The organism is Bradyrhizobium sp. 23AC (genome assembly GCF_054863025.1).
The window spans coordinates 1-24220 of sequence record NZ_JAVAYN010000005.1 but is presented as its reverse complement, the minus strand read 5'-3'; the positions used below and the strand labels follow the sequence as shown (position 1 = coordinate 24220).

24 protein-coding genes are annotated in these 24220 nt (G+C 64.3%); 14 read left to right on the top strand and 10 right to left on the bottom strand.

Annotation, left to right across the window (positions count from 1 at the left end; genetic code table 11):
• Nucleotides 1-8 precede the first annotated feature (8 nt).
• The 3 genes from RAD10_RS13740 (at nt 9) to RAD10_RS13730 (ending at nt 3790) form a co-directional block, all read left to right on the top strand.
• The gene (locus tag RAD10_RS13740) at nt 9-1172 is read left to right on the top strand and encodes a M20 aminoacylase family protein (RefSeq protein ID WP_038949932.1); all 1164 of its coding nucleotides are present in this window, start codon (nt 9-11) and stop codon (nt 1170-1172) included.
• A gap of 2 nt (nt 1173-1174) precedes the next feature.
• The gene (locus RAD10_RS13735) at nt 1175-2596 is read left to right on the top strand and encodes an amidase (protein ID WP_461617918.1); all 1422 of its coding nucleotides are present in this window, start codon (nt 1175-1177) and stop codon (nt 2594-2596) included.
• Between the two features lie 303 nt (nt 2597-2899).
• Entirely contained in the window at nt 2900-3790 is an 891-nt protein-coding gene (locus RAD10_RS13730) for a crotonase/enoyl-CoA hydratase family protein (protein ID WP_461617917.1), read from the top strand.
• Between the two features lie 145 nt (nt 3791-3935).
• On the opposite strand, the gene RAD10_RS13725 is transcribed toward RAD10_RS13730, so the two are convergent.
• The 3 genes from RAD10_RS13725 to RAD10_RS13715 form a co-directional block, all read right to left on the bottom strand.
• Complete coding sequence (locus tag RAD10_RS13725; RefSeq protein WP_461617916.1) at nt 3936-4913, bottom strand: NADPH:quinone oxidoreductase family protein; 978 nt, start codon at nt 4911-4913, stop codon at nt 3936-3938.
• The gene (locus RAD10_RS13720) at nt 4913-5521 is read right to left on the bottom strand and encodes a DsbA family protein (protein WP_461617915.1); all 609 of its coding nucleotides are present in this window, start codon (nt 5519-5521) and stop codon (nt 4913-4915) included. Before RAD10_RS13720 ends, RAD10_RS13725 begins: the two co-directional genes overlap by 1 nt.
• A gap of 132 nt (nt 5522-5653) precedes the next feature.
• Nucleotides 5654-6355 carry a glutathione S-transferase N-terminal domain-containing protein gene (locus RAD10_RS13715; protein ID WP_461617914.1) on the bottom strand — a complete coding sequence of 234 codons (702 nt, stop codon included), beginning with the start codon at nt 6353-6355 and terminating at the stop codon, nt 5654-5656.
• Between the two features lie 131 nt (nt 6356-6486).
• Here RAD10_RS13715 and RAD10_RS13710 point away from each other — a divergent pair, with 131 nt between their 5' ends.
• Nucleotides 6487-7509 (top strand): methionine synthase, encoded by a 1023-nt coding sequence (locus RAD10_RS13710; RefSeq protein ID WP_461617913.1) that lies wholly within the window; start codon nt 6487-6489, stop codon nt 7507-7509.
• A 25-nt stretch (nt 7510-7534) separates the two neighbouring features.
• Here RAD10_RS13710 and RAD10_RS13705 read toward each other — a convergent pair whose 3' ends face one another.
• The 3 genes from RAD10_RS13705 to RAD10_RS13695 are packed head-to-tail and all read right to left on the bottom strand — an operon-like array spanning nt 7535 to nt 9509.
• Nucleotides 7535-8197, bottom strand: a complete 663-nt coding sequence (locus RAD10_RS13705) for a hypothetical protein (protein ID WP_461617912.1) — start codon at nt 8195-8197, stop codon at nt 7535-7537.
• 10 nt (nt 8198-8207) lie between these two features.
• A complete protein-coding gene (gene gpt / locus RAD10_RS13700; RefSeq protein WP_028141188.1) occupies nt 8208-8735 on the bottom strand; it encodes a xanthine phosphoribosyltransferase in 528 nt (175 codons plus the stop codon).
• Nucleotides 8736-8771: 36 nt separating this feature from the next.
• Nucleotides 8772-9509, bottom strand: coding sequence for a competence/damage-inducible protein A (locus RAD10_RS13695; RefSeq protein WP_461617911.1), 738 nt, complete (start codon nt 9507-9509; stop codon nt 8772-8774).
• A gap of 276 nt (nt 9510-9785) precedes the next feature.
• On the opposite strand from RAD10_RS13695, the gene RAD10_RS13690 reads away from it, so the two are divergent.
• From RAD10_RS13690 to RAD10_RS13665, 6 genes are all read left to right on the top strand, one after another.
• Nucleotides 9786-11204, top strand: coding sequence for a circularly permuted type 2 ATP-grasp protein (locus RAD10_RS13690; RefSeq protein ID WP_038949939.1), 1419 nt, complete (start codon nt 9786-9788; stop codon nt 11202-11204).
• A gap of 4 nt (nt 11205-11208) precedes the next feature.
• Complete coding sequence (locus RAD10_RS13685; protein ID WP_018322069.1) at nt 11209-12153, top strand: alpha-E domain-containing protein; 945 nt, start codon at nt 11209-11211, stop codon at nt 12151-12153.
• A 110-nt stretch (nt 12154-12263) separates the two neighbouring features.
• Nucleotides 12264-13112, top strand: coding sequence for a transglutaminase family protein (locus RAD10_RS13680; protein WP_461617910.1), 849 nt, complete (start codon nt 12264-12266; stop codon nt 13110-13112).
• Nucleotides 13113-13182: 70 nt separating this feature from the next.
• Complete coding sequence (locus tag RAD10_RS13675) at nt 13183-13590, top strand: carboxymuconolactone decarboxylase family protein (RefSeq protein ID WP_028141193.1); 408 nt, start codon at nt 13183-13185, stop codon at nt 13588-13590.
• A 113-nt stretch (nt 13591-13703) separates the two neighbouring features.
• Nucleotides 13704-14462, top strand: coding sequence for a peptidase (locus tag RAD10_RS13670; RefSeq protein ID WP_461617909.1), 759 nt, complete (start codon nt 13704-13706; stop codon nt 14460-14462).
• Between the two features lie 24 nt (nt 14463-14486).
• A complete protein-coding gene (locus RAD10_RS13665) occupies nt 14487-15245 on the top strand; it encodes an SDR family oxidoreductase (RefSeq protein ID WP_028141195.1) in 759 nt (252 codons plus the stop codon).
• Between the two features lie 155 nt (nt 15246-15400).
• On the opposite strand, the gene RAD10_RS13660 is transcribed toward RAD10_RS13665, so the two are convergent.
• Nucleotides 15401-16639: an MFS transporter gene (locus tag RAD10_RS13660; RefSeq protein WP_461617908.1), complete on the bottom strand. Its 1239-nt coding sequence runs from the start codon at nt 16637-16639 to the stop codon at nt 15401-15403.
• A gap of 160 nt (nt 16640-16799) precedes the next feature.
• On the opposite strand from RAD10_RS13660, the gene RAD10_RS13655 reads away from it, so the two are divergent.
• Complete coding sequence (locus RAD10_RS13655; RefSeq protein WP_461617907.1) at nt 16800-18050, top strand: NupC/NupG family nucleoside CNT transporter; 1251 nt, start codon at nt 16800-16802, stop codon at nt 18048-18050.
• Between the two features lie 13 nt (nt 18051-18063).
• Here the strand turns inward: RAD10_RS13655 and RAD10_RS13650 are convergent, their stop codons facing one another.
• On the bottom strand, nt 18064-19281 hold the full coding sequence (locus tag RAD10_RS13650) for a rhomboid family intramembrane serine protease (protein WP_461617906.1): 1218 nt from the start codon (nt 19279-19281) through the stop codon (nt 18064-18066).
• 326 nt (nt 19282-19607) lie between these two features.
• Nucleotides 19608-20135, bottom strand: coding sequence for a cupin domain-containing protein (locus RAD10_RS13645; RefSeq protein WP_018322061.1), 528 nt, complete (start codon nt 20133-20135; stop codon nt 19608-19610).
• A gap of 219 nt (nt 20136-20354) precedes the next feature.
• On the opposite strand from RAD10_RS13645, the gene RAD10_RS13640 reads away from it, so the two are divergent.
• Nucleotides 20355-22484, top strand: a complete 2130-nt coding sequence (locus RAD10_RS13640) for an O-linked N-acetylglucosamine transferase, SPINDLY family protein (protein ID WP_461617905.1) — start codon at nt 20355-20357, stop codon at nt 22482-22484.
• A 139-nt stretch (nt 22485-22623) separates the two neighbouring features.
• Here the strand turns inward: RAD10_RS13640 and RAD10_RS13635 are convergent, their stop codons facing one another.
• Nucleotides 22624-22911 (bottom strand): usg protein, encoded by a 288-nt coding sequence (locus RAD10_RS13635; protein WP_028141201.1) that lies wholly within the window; start codon nt 22909-22911, stop codon nt 22624-22626.
• A 378-nt stretch (nt 22912-23289) separates the two neighbouring features.
• Between RAD10_RS13635 and RAD10_RS13630 the strand changes: the two genes are divergently transcribed.
• Both RAD10_RS13630 and RAD10_RS13625 read left to right on the top strand, forming a co-directional pair.
• Entirely contained in the window at nt 23290-23604 is a 315-nt protein-coding gene (locus RAD10_RS13630; protein ID WP_018322058.1) for a co-chaperone GroES, read from the top strand.
• 47 nt (nt 23605-23651) lie between these two features.
• On the top strand, nt 23652-24220 hold a 569-nt coding region (locus RAD10_RS13625; protein WP_461617904.1), incomplete at its 3' end, for a TCP-1/cpn60 chaperonin family protein.

Below are 24220 nucleotides of genomic sequence, written 5' to 3'. Positions count from 1 at the left end.
CAGAACCCATGCCCACGATCGACCGCATCGACGGTTACGCCGACGAGCTCACCGCCATCCGCCGCGACCTGCACGCCCATCCCGAGATCGGATTCGAGGAAGTGCGCACCTCCGGCATCGTCGCCGACAAGCTGAAGAGCTGGGGCATCGAGGTGCATCGCGGTCTCGGCGGCACCGGCGTGATCGGCGTGATCAAGGGCAAGGGTTCGGGCAACAAGCGCATTGGCCTCCGCGCCGACATGGACGCGCTGCCGATGGAAGAGAACACCAATCTGAAGTGGAGCTCGAAAATCCCCGGCCGCTTCCACGGCTGCGGCCATGACGGCCACACCACCATGCTGCTCGGCACCGCGCGCTATCTCGCCGAGACCAAGAACTTCGACGGCACCGTGCACCTGATCTTCCAGCCGGCCGAGGAAGGCCTCGGCGGCGCCCGCGCGATGATCAAGGACGGCCTGTTCGAAAAATTCCCCTGCGACGAGCTGTACGGCCTGCACAACGCGCCCGACCTCAACCACGGCGAGATCGCGATCCTGCCGGGCCCGGCGATGGCCAGCGCCGACTTCTTCGACCTGCGCATCACCGGCTATGGCGCGCATGGCGCGATGCCCGAGCGCTCCAAGGACGCGGTGATCATCGCGACCACGCTGGCGCAGGCGATCCAGACCATTGTCAGCCGCAATGTCGAACCGCTGCAGGCCGCGGTGGTGTCGATCACCCAGATCCACGCGGGCTCCGCCTACAACGTCATTCCAGGCGACGCGCATCTTTGCGGCACCATCCGCACCTTCTCGAAAGAAGTTCGCACCCTGGTCAGCGAACGCATCCGCACGATCTGCGCCGGCATCGCAAGCGCCTACCAGTGCGTGATCGACGTCGATATCCGCGACACCTTCGGCGTGCTGGTCAACCAGGTCGAGCAGTCCAAGGTGGTCGAAGACGTCGCGCGCACCATCGTCGACCCCGCCAACGTGATCACCCGCGCCCAGCCCAAGATGGGCAGCGAGGATTTCGCCGACATGCTGGAGACCATTCCCGGCGCCTATTTCTGGGTCGGCCATGACGGCAACGTGCCCGTGCACAATCCCGGCTTCGTGCTCGACGACAAGATCCTGCCGATCGGCGCCAGCATGTTCGCCCGGATCATCGAGACCCGTATGCCGGTAGGTTAGCAATGCATAAGAAGAGCCCTGAGGAAGCGGTCACTTCGCTGCACGATCTGTCCGCGGTCGATCTGATCGCGGGCTATCGCGCCAAGCAGTTCTCGCCGAGCGAGGTGCTGGAGGATTTGCTCACGCATGTCGCTGCGTGGGAGCCGCATCTGAAGGCGCTCTATGCGTTCGATCCCGACGGCGCGCGCGAGACCGCAAAGGCCTCGACCGCGCGCTGGACCGGCGGCGAGCCGTCCGGTGCGCTCGACGGCGTGCCTGTTACGGTGAAGGACAACATCGCGACCAAGGGCGTGCCGGTGCCGCTGGGCGCTGCCAGCGTCAAGCTCGTGCCGGCCGAGAAGGATGCCCCGCCCGCCGCGCGCCTGCGCGAGGCCGGCGCGGTCATCTTCGCCAAGACCACCATGCCCGATTACGGCATGCTGTCGTCCGGACTCTCCAGTTTCCACGCACTCGCGCGTAACCCCTGGGACCTCTCCAAGAATCCCGGCGGCTCCAGCGCGGGCGCAGGCGCGGCTGCCGCGGCCGGTTATGGTCCGCTGCATCTTGGCACCGATATCGGCGGCTCGGTTCGCCTGCCCGCGGGCTGGTGCGGCCTCGTCGGGCTGAAGCCGAGCTTCGGCCGCGTGCCGATCGACCCCACCTATTTCGGGCGCGTCGCCGGCCCCATGACCCGCACGGTCGACGATTGCGCGCTGATGATGAGCGTGATCGCAAAACCCGACCGGCGCGACGGCATGAGCCTGCCCGCCGAGCCGCTGAACTGGAAGGGAGCAGAGAAGTCTCCGCGCAAACTCCGCATCGGGTTGATGCTCGATCCCGGCTGCGGCCTGGCGCTGGAGAAACCGGTGCGCGAGGTCGCAGTGAAGGCGGCGAAAGCGTTCGAATCCGCAGGCAGCGTCGTGACCGAAATCGACGGCATCCTCACCCGCGAGATGCTCGATGGTCTCGACAACTTTTGGCGCGCGCGAATGTGGGATGATCTGGCCAAGCTGACCCCGACCGAACAGGCCAAGGTGCTGCCTTATATCTTCAAATGGGGCGAGTCCGGCGCCGAGCTCTCGGGCGTCGATGTCATCCGCGGCTTCAACCAGACCATGGCGATCCGGGCCGCGGCTTCAAAGCTGTTCTGCGAGCTTGATTACGTGATCTCGCCGACTGCACCGAACGTGAACTACCCGGCGGACTGGGCCTCGCCGACCAACGACCCCATGAAACCGTTCGAGCACATCGCCTATACCGTGCCGTGGAATATGTCGGAGAACCCTGCCATCTCGATCAACGGCGGCTTCGACGCCAAGGGTTTTCCCATCGGCGTGCAGATCGTCGGCCGCCGCTTCGACGATATCGGCGTGCTCGGCATGGCCAAGGCCTTTGAGGGCCTGCGGGGGGCGCAGAAGCCCTGGCCGAAGCCGCCGGCGAAGTAAGACGTTCTCGTCATTCCGGGAAGCGCGCCCTTTAAGCGCAAGCCCGGAAGACTTTGGACAGGCAGCATGCGGAGCCTCTTGCTTACCCTCCCCTGGAGGGGGAGGGTCGGCCCACGTTGAGCGCAGCGAAATGTGGGACGGGGTGGGGTGACGGTCTCTCCGCGTCCAGCAGTGCCCGAGAGGAGAGATCACCCCACCCCGCTCGCGCTACGCGCGATCGACCCTCCCCCTCCAGGGGAGGGTAAAGAAAACTCAAGCCCTGTGCCATCTGCGCAGCGAAGGAACAAAGGAAGGAAACCACTCATGGCGTATGAGACGATCAAATACGAGGTCGCCGAGCAGATCCTCACCATCACCCTGAACCGGCCCGACAAGCTCAACGCCTTCAACGCGCAGATGCAGGCAGAGCTGATCGACGCGTTCGACGCCGCCGACAAGGACGACAATGTCCGCGCCATCATCGTGACAGGCGCCGGCCGTGGTTTTTGCGCGGGCGCCGATCTGTCGTCCGGCGCCGACACGTTCGACCGCGATGCGCGACGCGGGCCGGTGAAGCGCTTCGCCGACGGCAAGGTCGACTACAGCGATTCCCAGGTGCGCGACGGCGGCGGCCAGGTGACCTTGCGCATCTTCAAGTGCCTGAAGCCCGTCATCGCCGCAGTGAACGGCCCCGCGGTCGGCATCGGCGTCACCATGCAGCTCGCGATGGACATCCGCATTGCCTCGGACGCCGCGCGCTTCGGCTTCGTGTTCTCCCAGCGCGGCATCGTGCCGGAGGCGGCCTCGAGCTGGTTCCTGCCGCGCATCGTTGGCATCTCGCAGGCACTGGAATGGTGCTATTCGGGCCGCGTCTTCCCGGCGCAGGAGGCCCTCGCCGGCCGCCTCGTCAGCAAGGTCGTCGCCCCTGATGATCTCCTGCCGACCGCCCGCGCGCTCGCGAAGGAATTCGCGGCGAAGACCGCACCGGTATCGGTCGCGCTGATCCGCCAGATGATGTGGCGCATGATGGGCGCCGACGATCCGATGGAGGCCCACAAGGTCGACAGCCGCGGCATCTACGCCCGCGGCCGCTCCGACGACGTGAAGGAAGGCGTGGTGTCGTTCCTGGAAAAGCGCCCCGCGCAGTTCAAGAACAAGGTGTCCAGCGACATGCCGGACTATTTCCCGTGGTGGACGGAACGGGAGTATAAGTGACCCTCTCGTAGGGTGGGCAAAGCGACTTGTCCGCCATAGCTCGAAGAGCGACGGCGGAAGCGTGCCCACGCACTTTTTGCAATCGAGAGAGATGGTGGGCACGGCGCAAGAGCGCCTTTGCCCACCCTACGGCCCTACGGCACCGTCACTCCATCATCAGCGCCACGCGCCCGATTGCCTTGCGGTCGATCAAGAGCCGCATGGCCTTCGCATAATCTTCCAGCGGCAGGCGGTGTGAGACGTTGGGGCGCAGCTTGCCCTCTTCCGCCCATTGCAGCAGAGCCTTCAGGCGCACCTGGCCGAGCACCGGATTTTTCCGCACGGCCTCCCCCGCGCGCACACCGAGCACGCTGGCGCCCTTGATCAGCAGCAGGTTGGTCTTGGCCGAGCCTATGCCGCCGGTGAAGCCGATCACGAGGAGCCGCGCGCCCCAGGCGATGCAGCGCATCGAGTCTTCGAAAACCTGGCCACCGACGGGATCGAACACGACGTCCGCGCCACGACCATCGGTGATGCGCTTGACGGCATCGCGAAACGGCTCGCGGTCGTAGCGGACGAGATGATCGGCGCCGCGCGATTTCGCAATGGCAAGCTTCTCGTCGCTGGACGCCGTCGCAATCACGGTCGCGCCCAGCATCTTGCCGATCTCGACGGCGGCCAATCCCGTGCCACCACCGGCGCCATGCACCAGCAGCACCTCTCCCGGCTCGATCCGGCCGCGATCGATCAGCGCATGATAGGCCGTGCCGTGGCCGGCGAGATAGGTCGCAGCCTCGGCGTAATCGAACGTCGACGGCATCGGGGTGAGCTGTGACGGCGTCACGACGGCTTCGTCGGTGAATGCGCCGTGCCGCATCTTTACGATGACCTTGTTGCCAACGGCAACGCCTCTCGCCTCAGCACCCACTTCGGTCACATCACCGGCCGCTTCCATGCCGGGCGTGAACGGCAGTTCCGGCTTGAGCTGATATTGACCGGCGGCCATGAGCACATCAGGAAAATTCAGCCCGGCCGCGCGGATCGCGACCCGCACCTCGCCTGGCTTCAGAGCGCGCGACGGAAACTCTTCCAACCGCAAGGTTTCGGGCTCGCCGAGCGAGTGGCAGACGACGGCGCGCACCATCAGGCCGCGCTCGCCTTGCTGCGCAACAGCGCCTCGCGGATCAGCGGCAGGCGGTCATTGCCGAAATACATGTCGGTCTTGTTGACGAAAATCGTCGGCGAGCCGAAGCCGCCGCGCGCGACGACCTCTTCAGTATTCGCCTTGAGCTGATCCTTGATCGCTTGCTCGGCGATGCCGGCGAAGAATTTCGGCTCGTCGATGCCGATCCGCTTGCAAATCTCCGCGAGCACCGCGTCCTGCGAGATGTCCTTGTCGCCACCCCAATAGGCCTCGAACAATGCGGTCGCGAACGGCACCATGTCCTTGCCAAGCCAGATGCAGCCGCGCATGGCCTTGACGCTGTTCACCGGAAACACCGCCGGGGGCATCTTGATCGCAAGGCCCGCCGACCGCGACCAGTCCTGAAGATCCTTCTTCATGTAGCGCGCCTTCAGCGGCACCGGCGTCTCGCGCTGCGCATAGACGCTCGGATTGACCGTGTTGAAGATGCCCCCGACCAGGATCGGCCGCCAGACGATCTCGGCGCCGAATTCCCTGGCGAGCGGCTGGATGTTGTGGAAGGCGAGATAGGTCCAGGGGCTGGAACAGTCGAAGAAGAATTCGATCATGACGTTTCCTTTTTGACGGACCTCATCCTGAGGAGGCCGCGTAGCGGCCGTCTCGAAGGATGGCCACGGGTGACAGTCGGGCCTTCATGGTTCGAGACGCGCCTACGGCGCTCCTCACCATGAGGGACAGGCCTACTTCCTTCCCAACACTTCCTTCGCACGCTGGCCGAACATGATCTTGCGTGATTCCTCGTCGAACGGCTCTTTCACGAATTTTCCGATCGCAAGCCCCGCCTGCACCTGCGGCCTGGCGCGGACCTCGGCATACCAGCGTTTGACGTTCGGATAGTGGTCGAGCGTAAAGCCCTGCGCCTTGTGGGTCATGGTCCAGGGGAAGCAGGCGATGTCGGCAATGGAATAGTCGCCGGCGACATAGGCGCCGGTCTTCTCCAGCTGCCGATCGAGCACGCCGTAGAGCCGGGCCGCCTCGTCGCGGTAGCGCTCGATCGCATAGGGGATCTTCTCCGCCGCATAGAGCGCAAAATGGCCGTGCTGGCCGAGCATCGGCCCGAGGCCGGCCATCTGCCACATCACCCATTGAATTGTGGCGGAACGCCCGCGCAAGTCGGCGGCCAGGAAGCGGCCGGTCTTTTCCGCGAGATAAACCAGAATTGCGCCGGTCTCGAACACCGAGAACGGCCCGCCGCCGTCGGCGGGTGCGTGATCGACGATCACGGGGATGCGGTTGTTCGGGGAGATCGCCAGAAACTCGGGACTGAACTGCTCCCCGGCGCGGATGTTGACGGGCTTCACCGTATAGGGAAGTCCGAGCTCTTCCAGCATGATCGAGATTTTCCAGCCGTTCGGCGTCGGCGCGTAATGGAGATCGATCATGACCTTTCCCTCGGCATCCTTTGGCCTTCCCTGTCGATGCCGCCAGCTAAAATAACGACTTTTGTTGTTCTGTACGTCGACGTTAGGACATGGCAGGAAGGGGCGCAACATAACCTGCCGGGAGGGCCGCCATGCTGTTTCCAACCACGATCGCCGGCTCCTTGCCGAAGCCGGAATGGCTTGCCGAACCCAATATGCTCTGGGCGCCCTGGAAGTCGCAGGGCGACGAGTTGCTCCGCGCCAAGCGCGACGCGACATTGATCTGGCTGAAGATCCAGGAGGACGCCGGAATAGACATCCTCACCGAGGGCGAGCAGGCCCGCCAGCATTTCGTGCACGGTTTTCTGGAGAAGATCGACGGCATCGATTTCGCGCACAAGGTCGAGATGGGCATCCGCAAGGACCGCTACAAGGCGATGGTGCCGCAAGTGGTCGCCCCGCTGCGGCTCAAGGGCCGCGTCCATGCCTTCGAGGCGCGCGCGGCGCGCACGCACACGAAGAGGAAGCTGAAGTTCACCCTCCCCGGCCCGATGACCATCATCGACACCATTGCCGATCGCTACTATGGCGACCGCGTCAAGATGGCGTTTGCCTTCGCCGAGCTGCTCAACGAGGAGGCCCGGGCGCTGCAGGCCGACGGCGTCGATCTCGTGCAGTTCGACGAGCCCGCCTTCAACGTCTACATGGACGAGGTCAACGACTGGGGCATCAAGGCGCTGGAGCGCGCTGCGCAGGGCCTCACCTGCGCCACCGCCGTGCACATCTGCTACGGCTATGGCATCAAGGCCAACACCGACTGGAAGGAAACGTTAGGCAGCCAATGGCGGCAATATGAGCAGATCTTTCCGGCGATCGATGCCAGTCCGATCCAGCAGGTCGCGATCGAATGCCGCAACTCGAAAGTGCCGCTCGATTTGCTCGGGCTTCTGAAGAACAAGATCGTGCAGGCCGGCGTGATCGACGTTGCCAGCGACACCGTGGAGACCGCAGAGGATGTCGTGAAGGTGATCGACGCGGTGTCGAAATTCGTGCCGAAGAGCAACATCATCGCCACCACCAATTGCGGCATGGCGCCGATGCGGCGCGAGATCGCCGAAGCCAAGCTGATGGCGCTCGGCGCCGGCGCGGCGCTGGCGCGCGAGAAGCTCGGGTGACGGCGGTGATCCCCCGGCCGCTCTGCTAATCCAGAGCCGTCGGATGCAGCGCCGGTTGATATCCGGCGCTCAGCGCACGCAGCGTGGACGGGGGCGTCAGCAGCATCGGGCTCCCCAGCTCGTGCTCGGCGCGGGCATAGCCCGCTGGCGACCAAAGCAGCGCTCTTCCCTGCGCTACCAGAAAGCTGTCCTCGCCCCGTTGAACCATCGCGCCGTCGGGCAATTCTGCCAGCGGCACCGGCAGCGCGTGCAGGCGCTTGCGACCATGATCCAGACGCTCGAGGTGCAGCTGGGCATCCATCGCCTTCGCACTCACCTTGCTCACGCCATTCCCCTTCTCCCATGCCGCGCGAAAGCTGTTGGCATCGCCGCGGCGGCAGAAGAAGCAGGGACGATGGCCGGCGGCAAAGGCGGTGGCCTCGTCGAGAAAGAACAGTTCGGTCCAGCTCCGCCGTGCCATCACCGGTCGTCGCCAGCCGCGGAATTCACACAGGCATGTAATCCACGCCGGCGACGACCAGCGCTTGTTCAGCAGCGTCTTCGTTGCGGGATCATGGATGATGCCGCGATTGCCGGTGAATGTGCCGCGGTGTGGGGTAGCGATGATGTCGCCGGTGGGCAGGACGCGGTTTTGGAGAGGGCGAGTGGCGAATGGCGAATGGCGAGTGGAGGGGCTGCTAGTCGCCATTCGCCTTTGATCACGCCGCGCCGTCGCGCAGCGGCGGGTGATAGGACAGCGCGGTGTCCCAGGGGAAGAAGATCCAGGTATCCTGCGAGACTTCCGTGATGAAGGTGTCGACAAGCGGGCGCCCCTTCGGCTTGGCATAGACGGTGGCGAAATGCGCGTCGGGCAGCATCTCGCGCACCAGCTTGCCGGTCTTGCCGGTGTCGACGAGATCGTCGACGATCAACAGCCCCTTGCCAGTGCCACCCCCAAGCTTCATGGCCTGTTCCGAAATGCCCTTAAGGACCTGGAGGTCCCCCTGCTTGTCGTGGTCGTAGCTGGCAACGCAGACCGTATCGATGATGCGCACGCCAAGCTCGCGCGCCACGATCGCGGCCGGCACCAGGCCGCCGCGCGTGATCGCGATGACGGCGTGGAACGGGCCAACTTCGTTGAGCCGCCAGGTCAGCGCCCGGCAGTCGCGGTGGAACTGGTCCCATGAGACCGGGAAGGCCCTGCCCGCCCGCTCCTGCGCACTCAGTTCCGGTGCTTCACCAGCCATTGTCGTCTCCTGCTTCGCCTGCCGGCAAATTCCCTGCTAACGAGCGATGTTCAATCCTGCCAGCATTTCCTTCACCGCGCCCATGGCTGCCGCGAGCTTGTCGGCATCGCGCGAGCGCACCACGAGGTTCGTGTTCGGCTTCTGCTCCTCGTCCATGAAGGGGTAGCTGCCGATGATGGTGTCGGGATGGGCGGCGGCAATCGCGCGCAACGGGCTGCCGATGTCGCCTTCCCGCGCATTGGCGCGGACCGATTCGGAGAGCATGCGCACGCCCGATTTCAGCTTGGGCGAGACGATGTCCATCATCGCCTGCATGATCGAGGGCACGCCGGCCATCACGATGACATTGCCGATCTTGAAGCCGGGGGCGAGGATGGTTGCGCTCTGGATCAGCTCGGCCCCCTCGGGGATCCGGGCCATGCGCAGACGAGCCTCGTTGAGGTCCTGCTCGCTCCAGCGCTCCTTGAAACGGGCGACCACCTCCGGATGGTGGTCGATGCCGACGCCGAACGCCTTGGCGACGCTGTCGGCGGTGATGTCGTCATGGGTCGGCCCGATGCCGCCGGTGGTGAAGACGTAGGTGTAGCGATGCCGCAGTGCATCCAAGGCAGCGATGATGTCGGGCTCATCATCGGAGACGACCCGGACCTCCTTCAGGTCGATGCCGATATTGGTCAGGTATTCGGCGATGAAGCCGATATTCTTGTCCTTGGTCCGGCCGGACAGGATTTCGTCCCCAATGACCAGAATGCCCGCCGTGACGATCTCGCTCATAACTTAAGTCCCTCACCTGTGGCGCCGACTTTGCCGAGGTAACGCGTTGAAGTCACGCGGTTTTGCTCTCGAAATAAGCAGTCCTCAGCCATTTTTTCAGGCAAGCCGCCGGCCATCCCCGACAAATGCTGCCAGTCCATGCTTATCGCGCTGGCCCGGCCCTTGCTACCACATGAAAGTCATGCACTCTTGCCGCATGGTCAGGACGTTGCGGCTTCACCAGGGCCTGGCGACCTGTCCATTGGCGCAACGCCTTGCGGAGAACAATCGGCATCTATGGCAGTCGCGTTTGATGAAATGAATATTCCCGGCGGGGACCTTCGCCCCGCCTATCAGGAGCTGGCGCGCTGGCTCAAGGAGACGCCTCCCGAGGCGCTTGAATATCGCCGCCAGGAGGCCGAGCTGCTGTTCCGCCGCATCGGCATCACCTTCGCGGTCTATGGCGAGGCCGAGTCCACCGAGCGCCTGATCCCCTTCGACGTGATCCCCCGGATCATGTCGGGCAAGGAATGGGCACTGCTGGAGAAGGGCCTGAAGCAGCGCGTGCGCGCGCTCAACATGTTTCTGCGCGACATCTATCACGGCCGCGACATCCTGCGCGCCGAGATCGTGCCCGACGATCTGATCTTCCAGAACCCGGTGTTCCGGCCCGAGATGAACGGCCAGCAGGTGCCGCACGACGTCTACGTGCACATCGCCGGCATCGACATCGTCCGGGTCGATGCCAACGACTTCATCGTGCTCGAGGACAATGCGCGCACGCCGTCCGGCGTGTCCTACATGCTGGAAAACCGCGAGATCATGATGCGGTTGTTTCCGGATCTGTTCGCCCGCCACAAGGTGGCGCCGGTCGAGCGCTATCCGGACGAGCTGCTCTCGGCGCTCCGCTCCGTCGCGCCGCTGAGCGCCTCGGGCGAGCCGACCGTCGCCCTGCTCACCCCCGGCGTCTATAACTCGGCCTATTACGAGCACTCCTTCCTCGCCGACAAGCTCGGCATCGAGCTGGTCGAGGGGCGCGATCTCATCGTCAAGAACAACGAAGTGTTCATGCGGACGACCGAGGGCGTGAAACGGGTCGACGTGATCTATCGCCGCGTCGACGACGACTTCCTCGATCCCCTCACCTTCCGTCCCGATTCCGCGCTCGGCGTGCCCGGACTGATGTCGGCCTATGCGGCCGGCAACATCACGCTAGCCAACGCCGTCGGCACAGGGATTGCCGACGACAAGGCGATCTACTCGTACATGCCGGACATCGTGAAATTCTATCTCGGCGAGGAGCCGATCCTGAAGAACGTGCCGACCTGGCGCTGCCGCGAGCCGAAGGACCTCGCCTATGTGCTGGATCATTTGAGCGAGCTCGTCGTCAAGGAGGTGCACGGCTCCGGCGGCTACGGCATGCTGATCGGGCCCGCCGCGACGAAGGCAACGATCGAAGCGTTCCGCGAGAAGCTCAAGCGCGAGCCCGAAGGTTTTATCGCGCAGCCGACGCTGGCGCTCTCGACCTGCCCGACCTGCACGGCGTCAGGCCTCGCCCCGCGCCACGTCGATTTGCGCCCCTTCGTGCTCACCGGCAGCAAGAGCACCACCATCGTGCCGGGCGGCCTGACACGCGTCGCGCTGAAGGAAGGCTCCCTGGTGGTGAATTCGAGCCAGGGCGGCGGCACCAAAGACACCTGGATCCTGGACGAGTAGTCAGATGCTGTCGCGTACCGCCGAAAACCTCTACTGGCTCGCCCGCTACGTCGAACGGGCCGAGTATCTCGCGCGCACCATCGATGCGACGCTGCGCGTCACCGCGCTTCCCGCCGCCTATGTCGGCAAGACCAATGAATGGGACTCGGCGCTGCTCACCGCCGGCGTCGCCGCCAGCTTCTATCAGACCTACGAGGAAGCCAACGAGCACAACGTCGTCGACTACCTCTCGTTCTCCGTGGACAACCCATCCTCGATCAGGAACTGCATCGAGGCGGCGCGGCTGAACTCGCGCTCGGTCCGCACCGCGCTGACCAGCGAGATGTGGGACACGATCAACTCGGCCTGGATCGAGCTTCAGGCGGTCTGGAGCAAGGGCACCTCGACGCGCGAGGACCTCGCAAAATTCCTGCGCTTCGTGCAGGAGACCTCGCTGCGCTTCGACGGTTCGGCGTACCGGACCATGCTGCGCAACGACGCCTACTGGTTTTCGCGGATGGGCGTGCATCTGGAGCGCGCCGACAACACCGCGCGCATTCTCGACGTGAAGTATCACGTGCTGCTGCCCGAGGAGGAGCATGTCGGCGGCCCGCTCGATTTCTATCAGTGGAGCTCGATCCTGCGCTCGGTCTCGGCGCTGACGGCCTATCACTGGGTCTATCGCGAGACGCTGAAGCCGTGGCTGATCGCGGATCTGCTCATCCTCAACGACACGCTGCCGCGCTCGCTGGCCAGCTGCTACGGCAATCTCGTGCGCAACCTCGACCAGATCGGCGTCGCCTATGGCCGCCAGGGCCCGGCCCAGCGCCACGCCCGCGGCATCCGCAACCGGCTCGAACACAGCAATATGAACGACATCTTCCAGCATGGCGTGCATGAATTCATTCAGGAATTCATCACGGATAATTCCAGGCTGGGCGAAATCATCACGAAGCAGTATTTGATCTGATGAACGCCGTCATTCCGGGATGGTCCGAAGGACCAGACCCGGAATCTCGAGATTCCGGGCTCGATGCTGGCGCATCGCCCCGGAATGACGACGCAAAACAACGGTAAGTCATGCGCCTGCGAATCCTGCACACTACGACCTATCGCTACGAGCCGGCGGCCACCAGCGTGATCCAGATCCTGCGCATGACGCCCGGCAGCCATGACGGGCAGTATGTGGCGGAATGGCAGATCGACGTCTCCACCGACACCAAGCTCGACACCCACGAGGACGCCTTCGGCAATGTCACCCATGTGCTGTCCTGCGGGCCCGTCGGCGACATCAAGATCACCGCGGAAGGCCTGATCGAGACCCACGACACCGGCGGCGTGCTGCGCGGCGCCGACGAGCGCTTTCCGGCCGGCATGTTCTTGCGCGCCACCGACCTCACCTCCGTCAATCCGGCGATGGCGGCGGTTGCGCGCCAGTTGCGCAGCGAGGCCGAGAGCGACACGCTCGGCTTCCTGCATACGCTGATGACCGAGATCGGCGATCACATGACGTTCGACGAGGACCCGACCAACAGCGGAACCTCGGCGGCGGAGGCGTTCACGCTCAAGCGCGGGGTCTGCCAGGACTACGCGCACATCTTCATCGCCTGCGCCCGCTCCGGCGGCGTGCCGGCGCGCTTCGTCTCCGGCCACTTCCTGCGCGCGGACGGCACGGTGCATCAGGACGCCGGCCATGCCTGGGCGGAAGCCTACGTTCCCGATCTCGGCTGGGTCGGATTCGATCCCGCAAACAGCATCTGCGCCACCGACGCCCATGTCCGCGTCGCGATCGGGCTCGACTATCTCGGCGCAGCCCCGGTGCGCGGCACCCGCTACGGCGGCGGCGCCGAGACGCTGGCCGTAGCCGTGAAGGTCGAGCAGGCCGGCCGCGGCGGGCCGTCGCAATCGCAATCCCAACGGCAGAGCTAGGCGCAGCCGTCCGAACGCATGGGTCGTGCTACACTCGCGGGGATCGAAGCTGCCCCCCCGCGAGGTACCAATGGCCACTGTAAAACTGCTTTCGGACGATGAACTCTCCACCGAAGCGCGCGCCGTCTTCGACGATATCCGCAAGGTGCGGAAGTCGGACTTCGTCAACAATTTCTGGCGCGCCCTGGCGCATGATCCGAAGACGCTGCGCAGGACGTGGGAGAGCATCAAGGAGGTGATGGCTCCCGGCGCGCTCGATCCCAAGGTCAAGGAAATGCTCTATGTCGCAGTTTCGATCGCGCATGGCTGCAGCTACTGCATCCATTCCCACACCGCCGCCGCGCGGGCCAAGGGCATGACCGAGGCCGAATATGCCGAGATGCTCGCCATCGTCGGCATGGCCGCGGAGACCAACCGGCTGGTCACGGCGCTCGGCGTACCCGTCGACGAGGCGTTTCTCGTCGATGCGGCGGATTGAGCGACAGCTAGCTGCCGCTCCCCGGAATGACGACCTTCCCATGGGAATCGGGGGTTGGACCGGCCGGCGAAATTGGCTAGTAATTCCGCGCAAACGGCGTTCGGGGACTGGAAATGACCTATTGTTGCGGAATCCTGGTTCGGGACGGTCTGGTGATGATCGCCGACACCCGCACCAATGCCGGCCTCGACAACGTCTCGACCTTCCGCAAGCTGCACATCTTCTCAAAGCCCGGCGAGCGCATCATGGCGATCGCCAGCGCCGGCAACCTCGCCATCAGCCAGTCGGTGCTGTCCACGCTGACCGAAGGCCTGGAGGACCCCAACACGGGCGAGGTCGAGACGCTGATGAACGCGCCGACCATGTTCCAGGCTGCCCAGCGGATCGGCCGGGCCATCCGCGCCGTCCACGCCACCGAAGGTCCGGCGCTGAGATCCGAGGACGTCTCGTTCGACGTCTCGTTCCTGTTCGGCGGCCAGATAAAGGGGGCGCGCATGCGCCTGTTCATGGTCTACACCGCCGGCAATTTCATCGAGTGCACCACCGATACGCCGTACTTGCAGATCGGCGAGCACAAATACGGCAAGCCGGTGCTCGACCGCGCCATGCATTACGACGTCGAGCTCTACGAGGCGCTGAAGACCGGCCTGATCTCGATGGATTCGACCATGCGTTCGAACCTCGGCGTCGGCCTGCCGATCGACGTGCTGGTGGTGCGCGCCGATGCCTGCGATGCCGATCTCAATCATCGCATCGAGGCGGGCGAGCCCTATTTCCACGATCTGCGTTCGCGCTGGTCGGCGGCGCTGCGCGCGGCGCACCAGAACATTCCGCGGCCGCCCTACAAGAACGAAAAAGAGCCCAAAACCTGACAGCATGAGAAAAGGCAGGAAACAATGAGCGAAGCAAAGAAGATCGCAGTGGTGACCGGCGCCGGCACCGGTGTCGGGCGCGCCGCGTCGCTGGCATTGATGAACACCGGCTTCACCGTGGTGCTGGTCGGGCGCCGACTCGACATGCTCGAGGAGACCGCAAAGCTCGGTCCCGCCGGCAAAAGCCTGTGCGTCACCGCCGACATGACCAAGCCGGATTCCATCGCCGCACTGTTCGACAAGGTGAAGGCGACCTATGGTCGGCTCGACGTGCTCTTCAATAATGCCGGCATGGGCGCTCCTGCGGTGAACTTCGAGGACCTCGGCCTCGAGCAGTGGCAGGCGGTGGTGAACACCAACCTCACCGGCCCGTTCCTGTGCACCCAGCACGCCTTCCGCATCATGAAGGACCAGACCCCGCGCGGCGGCCGCATCATCAACAACGGCTCGATCTCGGCGCATGCGCCGCGCCCGTTCTCTGCGGCCTACACCTCGACCAAGCACGCCATCACCGGCCTGACCAAGGCCAGCAATCTCGATGGCCGCATGTACGACATCGCCGTCGGCCAGGTCGACATCGGCAACGCCGCGACCCCGATGACCGACCGCATGGTCAACGGCCCCGGCGTGCTGCAGCCGGACGGCACCACCAAGCACGAGCCGCGCATGGATGCGAAAGCGGTCGGCGATGCCGTGGCCTACATGGCCGGCCTGCCGCTCGATGCCAACGTGCTGACCATGACGGTGATGGCGACCAAGATGCCGTTCGTCGGACGGGGCTAGTCGCCGCTCTCGTGCCCCGGACACAGCGCGGCATGCAATGACGCGCTGCTGAGCCGGGGCCCATGCCTCCGCGATCTCGTTCTTGGCCTTCTGGGTCCCGGCTCTGCGCCGCAACGCTCACGCGTTACAGCTTGTCCGGGACACGAGACATTCCCCTACTCCAAACTCTCCACCTGACGCAGGCTCGGAAACAGCTTCATCCAGAGCAGCGCCACCGCAACCGTGGCGACGCCGCCGAGCACGGCGGCGGGCATGGCGCCGAGAAGCGCGGCGGCCACACCGCTTTCGAACTGGCCGAGCTGGTTCGAGGCGTTGATGAACAGGAAGTTGACCGCGCCGACCCGGCCGCGCATCTCGTCGGGCGTGGACAGCTGCACCAGCGAGAAGCGGATCACGACGCTGATCGTGTCGGCGGCACCGAGCACGGCGAGCGCGAGCACCGACAGCCACATCCAGGACGACAGCGCGAACACGATGGTGGCGAGGCCGAACACGATCACGGCCTGGAACATGCGCAGGCCCACGTGCCTCGAGATGGCGTGACGTGCCAGCACCATGGTCATCAGGAGCGCGCCGACCGCCGGCGCGGCACGGAGCACGCCGAGCCCGACCGGCCCGGTCTGCAGGATGTCGCGGGCATAGATCGGCAGCAGTGCGGTGACGCCACCGAACAGCACCGCGAACAGGTCGAGCGAGATGGTGCCGAGGATGGCCGGATTGCTGCGAATGAAGCGAACGCCGGCGAAGATGTTGTCCGAATCCATCCCCTCCTTCGCGATCGCCTGCGGACGCGGCCGGATGAAGCCGGTCAGGATCATGCCGAAGATCCAGAACAGCACCATCATGGCATAGGCGAGATGCGGGGCGACCGCATAGGCGAAGCCGCCGAGCGCCGGGCCGGTGATGGTCGCGACCTGTGCCGCGCCGCTGGAGACTGCGGTGGCGCGCTGAAGCGAGCCCTGCGGCGCGATCAGCGGCAGCAGCGCCGCCGTGGTCGGGCTCTCGAACGCGCCGGCAATGCCGAGCACGAAGGTCGCGATGAAGATCTGGACCTCGCCGACCGCGCCGAGATAGGTGATGATTGCGAGATAGAGTGCGGTCGCAGCTTCAACGAGCTGGCAGAGCTGGACCACGCGCTTACGCTCATAACGATCGGCGGCGTGGCCGGCAACGAACACCAGAAGCGCCGTGGGCAGGAACTGCACGAGGCCGACCATGCCGAGGTCGAAGGCCGAGCCGGTGAGATCGTAGATTTGCCAGCCGATCGCGACCGCCGCGATCTGGCTGGAAAATCGCGACAGGCTGCGCGAGAGCAGGAAGAACAGGAACGCGCGATGGGCGAGAAGCGCGCGGGCGCTGACCGGCGGATGTCCGGAATTTGGCTGCTCTGGCATCGCCTTTTGGGTCACCCTCGGACCGCTCTCCCCCTCACTGTCGAAGGCCCCCGCGTGGCCGAGGTGGCCCCGCTTGTCAACAGTGGGGCGCTTCTGGCGGCTCCCGGCATTGCCTTTGCAGCGCCGGCACGGCCATAATCATTGAGGGTTTGGGGACATCATGCTGCGCTTGCAATCGGCACTCGGCATTTTCGCATTGCTGTTGATCGCCTTCGCATTGGCGGAGAATCGGCGCGCCGTGTCGCTGCGGCAGGCGGCGATCGGCCTCGTCGCCACCTTCGTCACCGCGATCGTGCTCCTGAAGCTGCCGGTCGTCGCGCACGCCTTCGGCGCCATTAATGAAGTGGTCGGTGCGATCTCGGCTGCCTCGCGCGCCGGCTCCGCCTTCGTGTTCGGCTATGTCGGCGGCGGCACCCTGCCCTTCGACGTCAAGGTGCCTGGCGCCGATTTCATCCTGGCGTTCCAGGCGCTGCCGATCGTGCTGGTGATGAGCGTACTGACGACGCTGCTATTCTACTGGCGCGTGCTGCCGCCGATCGTGCGCGGCATGGCCTGGCTGCTGGAGCGGACGCTGGGCGTCGGCGGCGCGGTGGGCCTCTCGACCGCCGCCAATATCTTTCTCGGCATGGTCGAGGCGCCGCTGTTCGTGCGGCCGTATCTGAAGCAGATGACCCGCAGCGAATTGTTCCTGGTGATGACCGGCGGTATGGCGGGCATCGCCGGCACGGTGCTGGTGCTCTATGCGACGCTCCTTGCTCCTCTCATTCCCGACGCGGCCGCGCACTTCGTCATCGCCTCCGTGCTGGGCGCGCCGGCCGCGATCCTCGTCAGCCTGATCATGGTGCCTGAAACCTCCGACACGCGTACCGGCGGCACGCTCGAAGATCCGGAGATGGAAGTCTCCAGCACGATGGATGCGATCGTGAAAGGCACCAGCGCGGGGATCGAGCTGCTGATCAACATCGTCGCCATGCTGCTTGTGCTGGTGGCGCTGGTCTATCTCGTCAACGCCATGCTCGGCCTGCTGCCGAATGTTGGCGGCGCCGCGATCTCGTTACAGCGCTTGCTCGGTCTCGTGATGGCGCCGGTGTGCTGGCTGATGGGATTGCCATGGGACCAGGCGATCACCGCCGGCAGCCTGATGGGCACCAAGACCGTGCTCAACGAATTGATCGCCTATGTCGACTTCTCGAAGCTGCCGGGCGATGCGCTCGACCCGCGCTCGCGACTGATCATGCTGTACGCAATGTGCGGCTTCGCCAACTTCGCCAGCCTCGGCATCATGATCGGCGGCTTGGGCGTAATGGCGCCGGAGCGGCGCGAGGAGATCAACGCGCTCGGGCTGAAGTCGATCGTATCGGGGACGCTGACGACGTGCTTGATGGGCGCGGTCGTGGGGGTGTTGGCTTAATGCCGTAGCCCGGTCAACTGCACAATTTCGATTTCTGCAAAATGCGGCGCACCTCGGCCAGCTTGGCACGGCAGGGCTCGACCGCCATGGCCTTCGCCTCGCTGGTTCGTCCCTGCGCCCACAGTAACACCGCCATCAAGCCCTGCGCGCCGGAGCGCACCGGCCCACCCGCCACATCTGAAGCGGCGAGCGACAGGGCGGTTCGCGCCTCCGTCTCGGCGGCACTGAGGTTCGCTTGTTCCAGGAAGAAGACCGCACGGAACACGTGGGCCCGCGCATCTTTTGGGTAACGGGTGACGAGATCGAACGACCGGCTGACCATCTCGTCAGCCTTCGCCGGCACTTCCGACGCGCGGATATAATGCACGGCATCGGCCATGTAGGACGAATAATGGACGGCGGCGAAGCCGGCGCAGATCAGAGATCCGAGAGATGCTGCAAGCAACGTCATGCCGGCGCTCCGCGGCAAGCTGTCATAGGACCAGAAGGCGAGCCACGGCGTGATCGCAAGCGCGGCGCCGGCCACCGCACCACCTGCGTGGGCATAATAGTTGACATTGCCCGAGGCTCCGAAGGCCAGCGGCAGCAGTGCGGGCACGCCGAAGAAGAGCGACGTCTTCAGTCTCGATATTGTCTGATCGGCGTCCGCTTCGGGATCGAAGCTCGCGACGAACAGTGCGGCGATGAGCCCGGTAATGGCGCCGGACGCGCCGACGCCCACCGTACCGGGGCCATTGCCCAGCAGAGAGCCGACCTCACCCGCCACTGCACTGGCGACGAAGATCAGCGCAAACCAGCCACGGCCGATCAGAGACTCCAGCCTGACGCCGACGATGAACAACCCAACGCAGTTGCTGATCAGGTGCCACCCGCTGCCGTGCAGCAGCGGGGCAAGGCCAATCCTCCACCATTCTCCTCGTCCGACAACGAGATCGTAACCGGAGGCGCCCTGAGCGATCAGCGAGCGGACATCGAGGTCACCGTCCCGCGCAACGTCGATGGCCAGACTGCGTTGCAGAGCGAAGATCAGGAGCAGACCGAAAATCAGGCCAATGGTGAGGAAAGGGATATCGGCCAGAAGCTTGTTGTCGCTAAAAAGCGTCCCCTCACTGGGCAAGGGCCGAGCGGGGTCACGCACGATCTCCCGAATAGTCGGCGCGGCGACGGGTTGAAACGACGCTCTTGAGGGCGGCGCCGCAACGCCGCGTCGGCCAAAAGTGTTGGTCGCCATGAAAGCACTCCCGCGTTTTCACAGCTTTGAGTTGACGGTAAAGGTATTTTCGACTGGTTAGCGCCCGCCCTGCGGGCGGCTGAAACCCATCCGACTGGTAAGTGCCCGGTTTCGCAGATCGGGTACTTTTTAGCGATCGTGACGGAAACGCTGACGAGGTATTTGTTGGGCGGCGGTGGTGGCTGGAGTAGCGACGGTCCTGTAGCCCGGATGGCGCGCAGCGCAATCCGGGAAGGTCTGCGTCGTCGCAGGCAACGGCCCCGGATTAGGCTTCGCTCCATCCGGGCTACGAACCGTCATAGCAATGACGAAGGAGAGAGATCGACCTACGCCTTCAACTCCACCGTCTTGAATTCCGCCGGCAGGATCACCTCCAGCAGTTCGACGTCGTCCGAATAATCCAGGATCATGTGCTTGATCTTCGGCGGCTGGGTCCAGGCGCTGCCTTCCTTCATCAAGGTCTCGCCTTGCCCGTCCATATAGGTCTTCACCCAGCCCTTGAGCACGTAGACCATCTGGAAGTCAACGTCGTGAAAATGCAGTTTCGACACCTCAGCCGGATCGCAAGGACCTTGCAGCCGGATCACGTGCGCTTGCGCGAGGCCGTGGCTTGCGTCGGCGATGCCGAGGTCGCGGTATTTCGCGTAGGCGCGCAGGCCATCGGCCTTGAAGTCTTCCTCGCGGTGATGGCTGATCGCGATGCGCTGCCTGGGCCGCGCGGGCTTCTTCGGCGCGGCGGTGCGGGCCTTCGCCTTCACCGCCTTGCGTGCCGAGGATCGCGCCGCCGCTTTGGCGCCGCTCCGCTTCTTCACTGCGGTCTTCGTTGCGGGTCTTGATGCCTTTTGCTTGGCCATTGTCTGCCTCCCTGATCTGAGCCGCGCCCGCCGGACGGGTACAACCCGAGCACAGATTATCCAGTCCTGGATCAGGCGGCAATTGCCGAGCGCGAGGCTGGCAGCACGATGACCCGATCGGTCCTAGCTTGTCCCAAGCTGTCGTGGCGAGCGGCCGTCGTCTCGTATTCGTTCTCCCGCTGAATTAATCTCGAAGAGAGATTCTGGGGGATTGAAGCCATGGGCAACAGCGTAGGTCAGCGTGCATTTCAAAATGCCCGGCTTCAGAAACGGCAAAAAGCCGAAGTGCTGCCGTTGCTCGGGCATGCGCTCCAGCTACACAAGATGGGGCTTCTCGCCGAGGCCCAGGCTGCCTATCGGCAAATCCTGCAGCTCGCGCCCAACCAGTTCATGGCGCTGCACATGCTCGGCGCTTTGGAGTCTGATGCCAAAAACTTTCAGCAAGCCGAAATCCTGCTGAGCCGAGCGGTCGCCGTGGATCCGCAATCTGCCGATGCTCATATGAGGCTGGGCGTCGCGCTCAACGGGCTGCGGCGTCACGACGAGGCCTGCGCGAGCTATCGAAAGGCCCTCGCCTTGCGGCCCAACCACGCCGCAACCCTCTCCAATCTCGGCAACGCGAGCGTGGCCCTCGATCTTCACGAGGAGGCGCTTCACAGCTACGACAAGGCGATCGCACTCAACGCAAGCCTTGCTGAAGCCCACAACGGCCGGGGTTGGGCGCTGTGCCGTCAACGCAATTATGACGAGGCCATCGCAAGCTTGAACCGCGCGCTGTCGATCAAGCCCGACTATGCCGCGGCGCTGGCGAACCGTGCCACGGCTTTACGGGAACTTCAGCGATTTGACGAAGCGCTGGCAGACGGCAATCAGGCAATTGCGCTGGCACCCGATGACGCGAATGGGTGGCTCGCGCGGGCCAGTGTCCTGCTCCAGATCCAGCAGATTGCCCAGGCATCGCACGACTGCGAGCAGGCGCTCGCGATCGATCCCGATTCCATTCAAGCTCACCTGGTGCTGGGCCTTTGCCTCGCCGGACTTGGCCGGGTCGACGAAGCCCTCGCCAGTTTCGACAGAGCCCTCGACATCCAGCCTGACCTGCAGAGCGCGATCTCCAACAAGATATTCACGCTCGATTTTGCGGGGGACGCCACCGTCGAACGGCATCAGCAGGCGCGCCAGGTGTGGTGGGAGCGTGTCGGCGCGAAAATCGCTTCAGGAGCGGCGGGACCGCATGACAACAACCGCGATCCGGACCGCCGTCTGGTGCTCGGCTATGTCTCGTCGGATTTCAACGCGCATTCGGCCGCGTTGATTTTCAAGCCGGTGCTCCAACACCATGACCGGGCACAGTTCGAGGTCGTGTGCTACGCCTGCTCGTCGAAAGTGGATGCGACGACCGGCGAATTTCAGGGGATCGCCGATCGCTGGCGCGACGCCTCGCAATGGACCGAAGATCGCCTCGCCGCCGAGATCCGCGCCGACGGCATCGACATCCTGATCGATCTGTCCGGCCATACCAGAGGAAACCGCCTCGGCGTGTTTGCGCGCAAGCCGGCACCCGTCCAGGTGCATGGCTGGGGCCACGGCACGGGCACCGGGCTGCCGACGATCGATTATCTGTTCTCGGACCCGGTCGCGATTCCCTTCGAGGTTCGGCATCTCTTTGCCGAGACCGTTGTCGACCTGCCATGCTTCGTGACGCTGGCGTCGCTGCCGACCGAGATTCCGCGGGCACCAACGCCGGCGATCTCGAACGGGTTCGTCACGTTCGGCGTCTTCAACCGCGTCAGCAAGATTTCGGACGAGGCTGCGCAAGTCTGGTCCAGGATTCTCGAGCGGGTGCCGGGTTCGCGACTGCTGGTCAAGGATGTTGCTCTGGACGACCAGCTGGTCCGCGAGAACTTGCTGGCGCGGTTCGCGGCTTGCGGATTGCCGGCCGAACGCGTCGACTTGCTCGGCGCCACCTCGCGAAGCGAACATCTGGCATCGTTCAATCGGGTCGATATCTGCCTCGACCCGTTCCCGCAAAATGGCGGCGTCAGCACTTGGGAAGCCTTGCAGATGGGCGTGCCGGTGGTGGCGAAGCTCGGCAACAGCCTGCCCAGCCGTGCTGCCGGCTCCATCCTCACCGCACTTGGCTTGCCGGACTGGGTCACGGACAGCCATGAGGCGTATATCGAAATCGCAACGAGCCGAGGTTCTGAGATCAGCGAGCTCGACAGGTTGCGCCGCGAGCTGCCCGACAAGATCCGGGCCGCAGCCGCCAGCAACCCCGTCTCATACGGGCGAGCGGTCGACGAGGCCTATCGCGCGATGTGGAGACGCTATTGCAGCGACGGCGCCTGATCGCCCCTCAGGCGATCCCGGGAATACTGCGTTCGTCCGAGGAGCTGCAACGGAGATATCACCTTCCGCGCGCGATCATGGAAAGATGGTGGGCACGGCGCTTAAGCGCCTTTGCCCACCCTACGAGACCGATGTTCCCTCAATGCAGCCGGAACACGCCATCCACGGCGCGCAGCTCGGCCGGCTTGATCAGCTTGGAGTGCGCGACGGTGACCGAATGGAGGGGACCGTCGAGCTTTTCCTGCCAGAACGCCAGGAAATCCTTCAGCGCCGGGAATTTCGGAAACATGTCGTAGTTCTGCCAGACGTAGGTCTGGAGCAGCGAGGGATGATCCGGCATCCGGTAGAGGATTTGTGCCGTCGTCAGCCCGTAACCTAAAAGCTGTTTCCGAAAGTCCTCGGAAACGCCCCCACTCCGCACGCCCATGCCAACCTCCTTTGCAGGAGCGCATTCAAGGGGCGGCCTGATCGGTGTGCGCCTTACGAGCCACCCGGTACTGATGCGCTCACATGAGAGAAATGTGACGCAAACTGACAACCCATCTCAAGCCCAAAAGTTTAACAAGCTGTTGAAATTCAATGCGTTAGCAGCAGAGGCGGCACCGTGCTAATACGGCCCGGCCTCGGTTAACGATGGAAAAGAGATTCTGGCAGTCCGCGCTTCCGGGTGCTGATTTTTCTGCTAGAAGCCCTTGCTCCCGCAAAATTCCTGTCCTATTTCAGCTTCGCTCGTGCTAGCACTCGCGGGCATCGACTGCTAACATCCCTTGAAACATCAATCTGAGCAAATGCTTAGGAGGACTGCATGAAATTCCGTCCGCTTCACGACCGCGTCGTGGTCAAGCGCATCGACGCAGAAGAGAAGACCGCTGGCGGCATCATCATTCCCGACACGGCCAAGGAAAAGCCCTCGCAGGGCGAAGTCGTCGCCGTCGGCCCCGGTGGCCGCGACGAAGCCGGCAAGCTGATCCCGATCGACCTGAAGGTTGGCGACCGCGTGCTGTTCGGCAAGTGGTCCGGCACTGAAGTCAAGATCGACAGCCAAGACCTGCTGATCATGAAGGAAAGCGACATCATGGGCGTTCTCGACGTCCCCGCTTCCAAGAAGAAGGCGGCCTAAGAGCCTCTCTTTCCCTCCAGTCAAACATTATCCAAGGAAAATTCCAGATGGCAGCCAAAGAAGTCAAATTCTCGGTTGAAGCGCGCGACAAGATGCTGCGCGGCGTCGACGTTCTCGCCAACGCGGTGAAGGTCACGCTTGGCCCGAAGGGCCGCAACGTCGTGCTCGACAAGTCGTTCGGCGCTCCCCGCATCACCAAGGACGGCGTCACCGTCGCCAAGGAGATCGAGCTCGAGGACAAGTTCGAGAACATGGGCGCGCAGATGGTGCGCGAAGTCGCCTCCAAGTCCGCTGACGCGGCCGGCGACGGCACCACCACCGCCACCGTGCTGGCCCAGGCGATCGTGAAGGAAGGCGCCAAGTCGGTCGCCGCCGGCATGAACCCGATGGACCTGAAGCGCGGTATCGACCTCGCGGTCGAAGCCGTGGTTGCGGACCTCCAGAAGAACTCCAAGAAGGTCACCTCGAACGACGAGATCGCCCAGGTCGGCACCATCTCGGCGAACGGCGACCAGGAGATCGGCAAGTTCCTCTCCGACGCCATGAAGAAGGTCGGCAACGAGGGTGTCATCACCGTCGAGGAAGCCAAGTCGCTCGAGACCGAGCTCGACGTCGT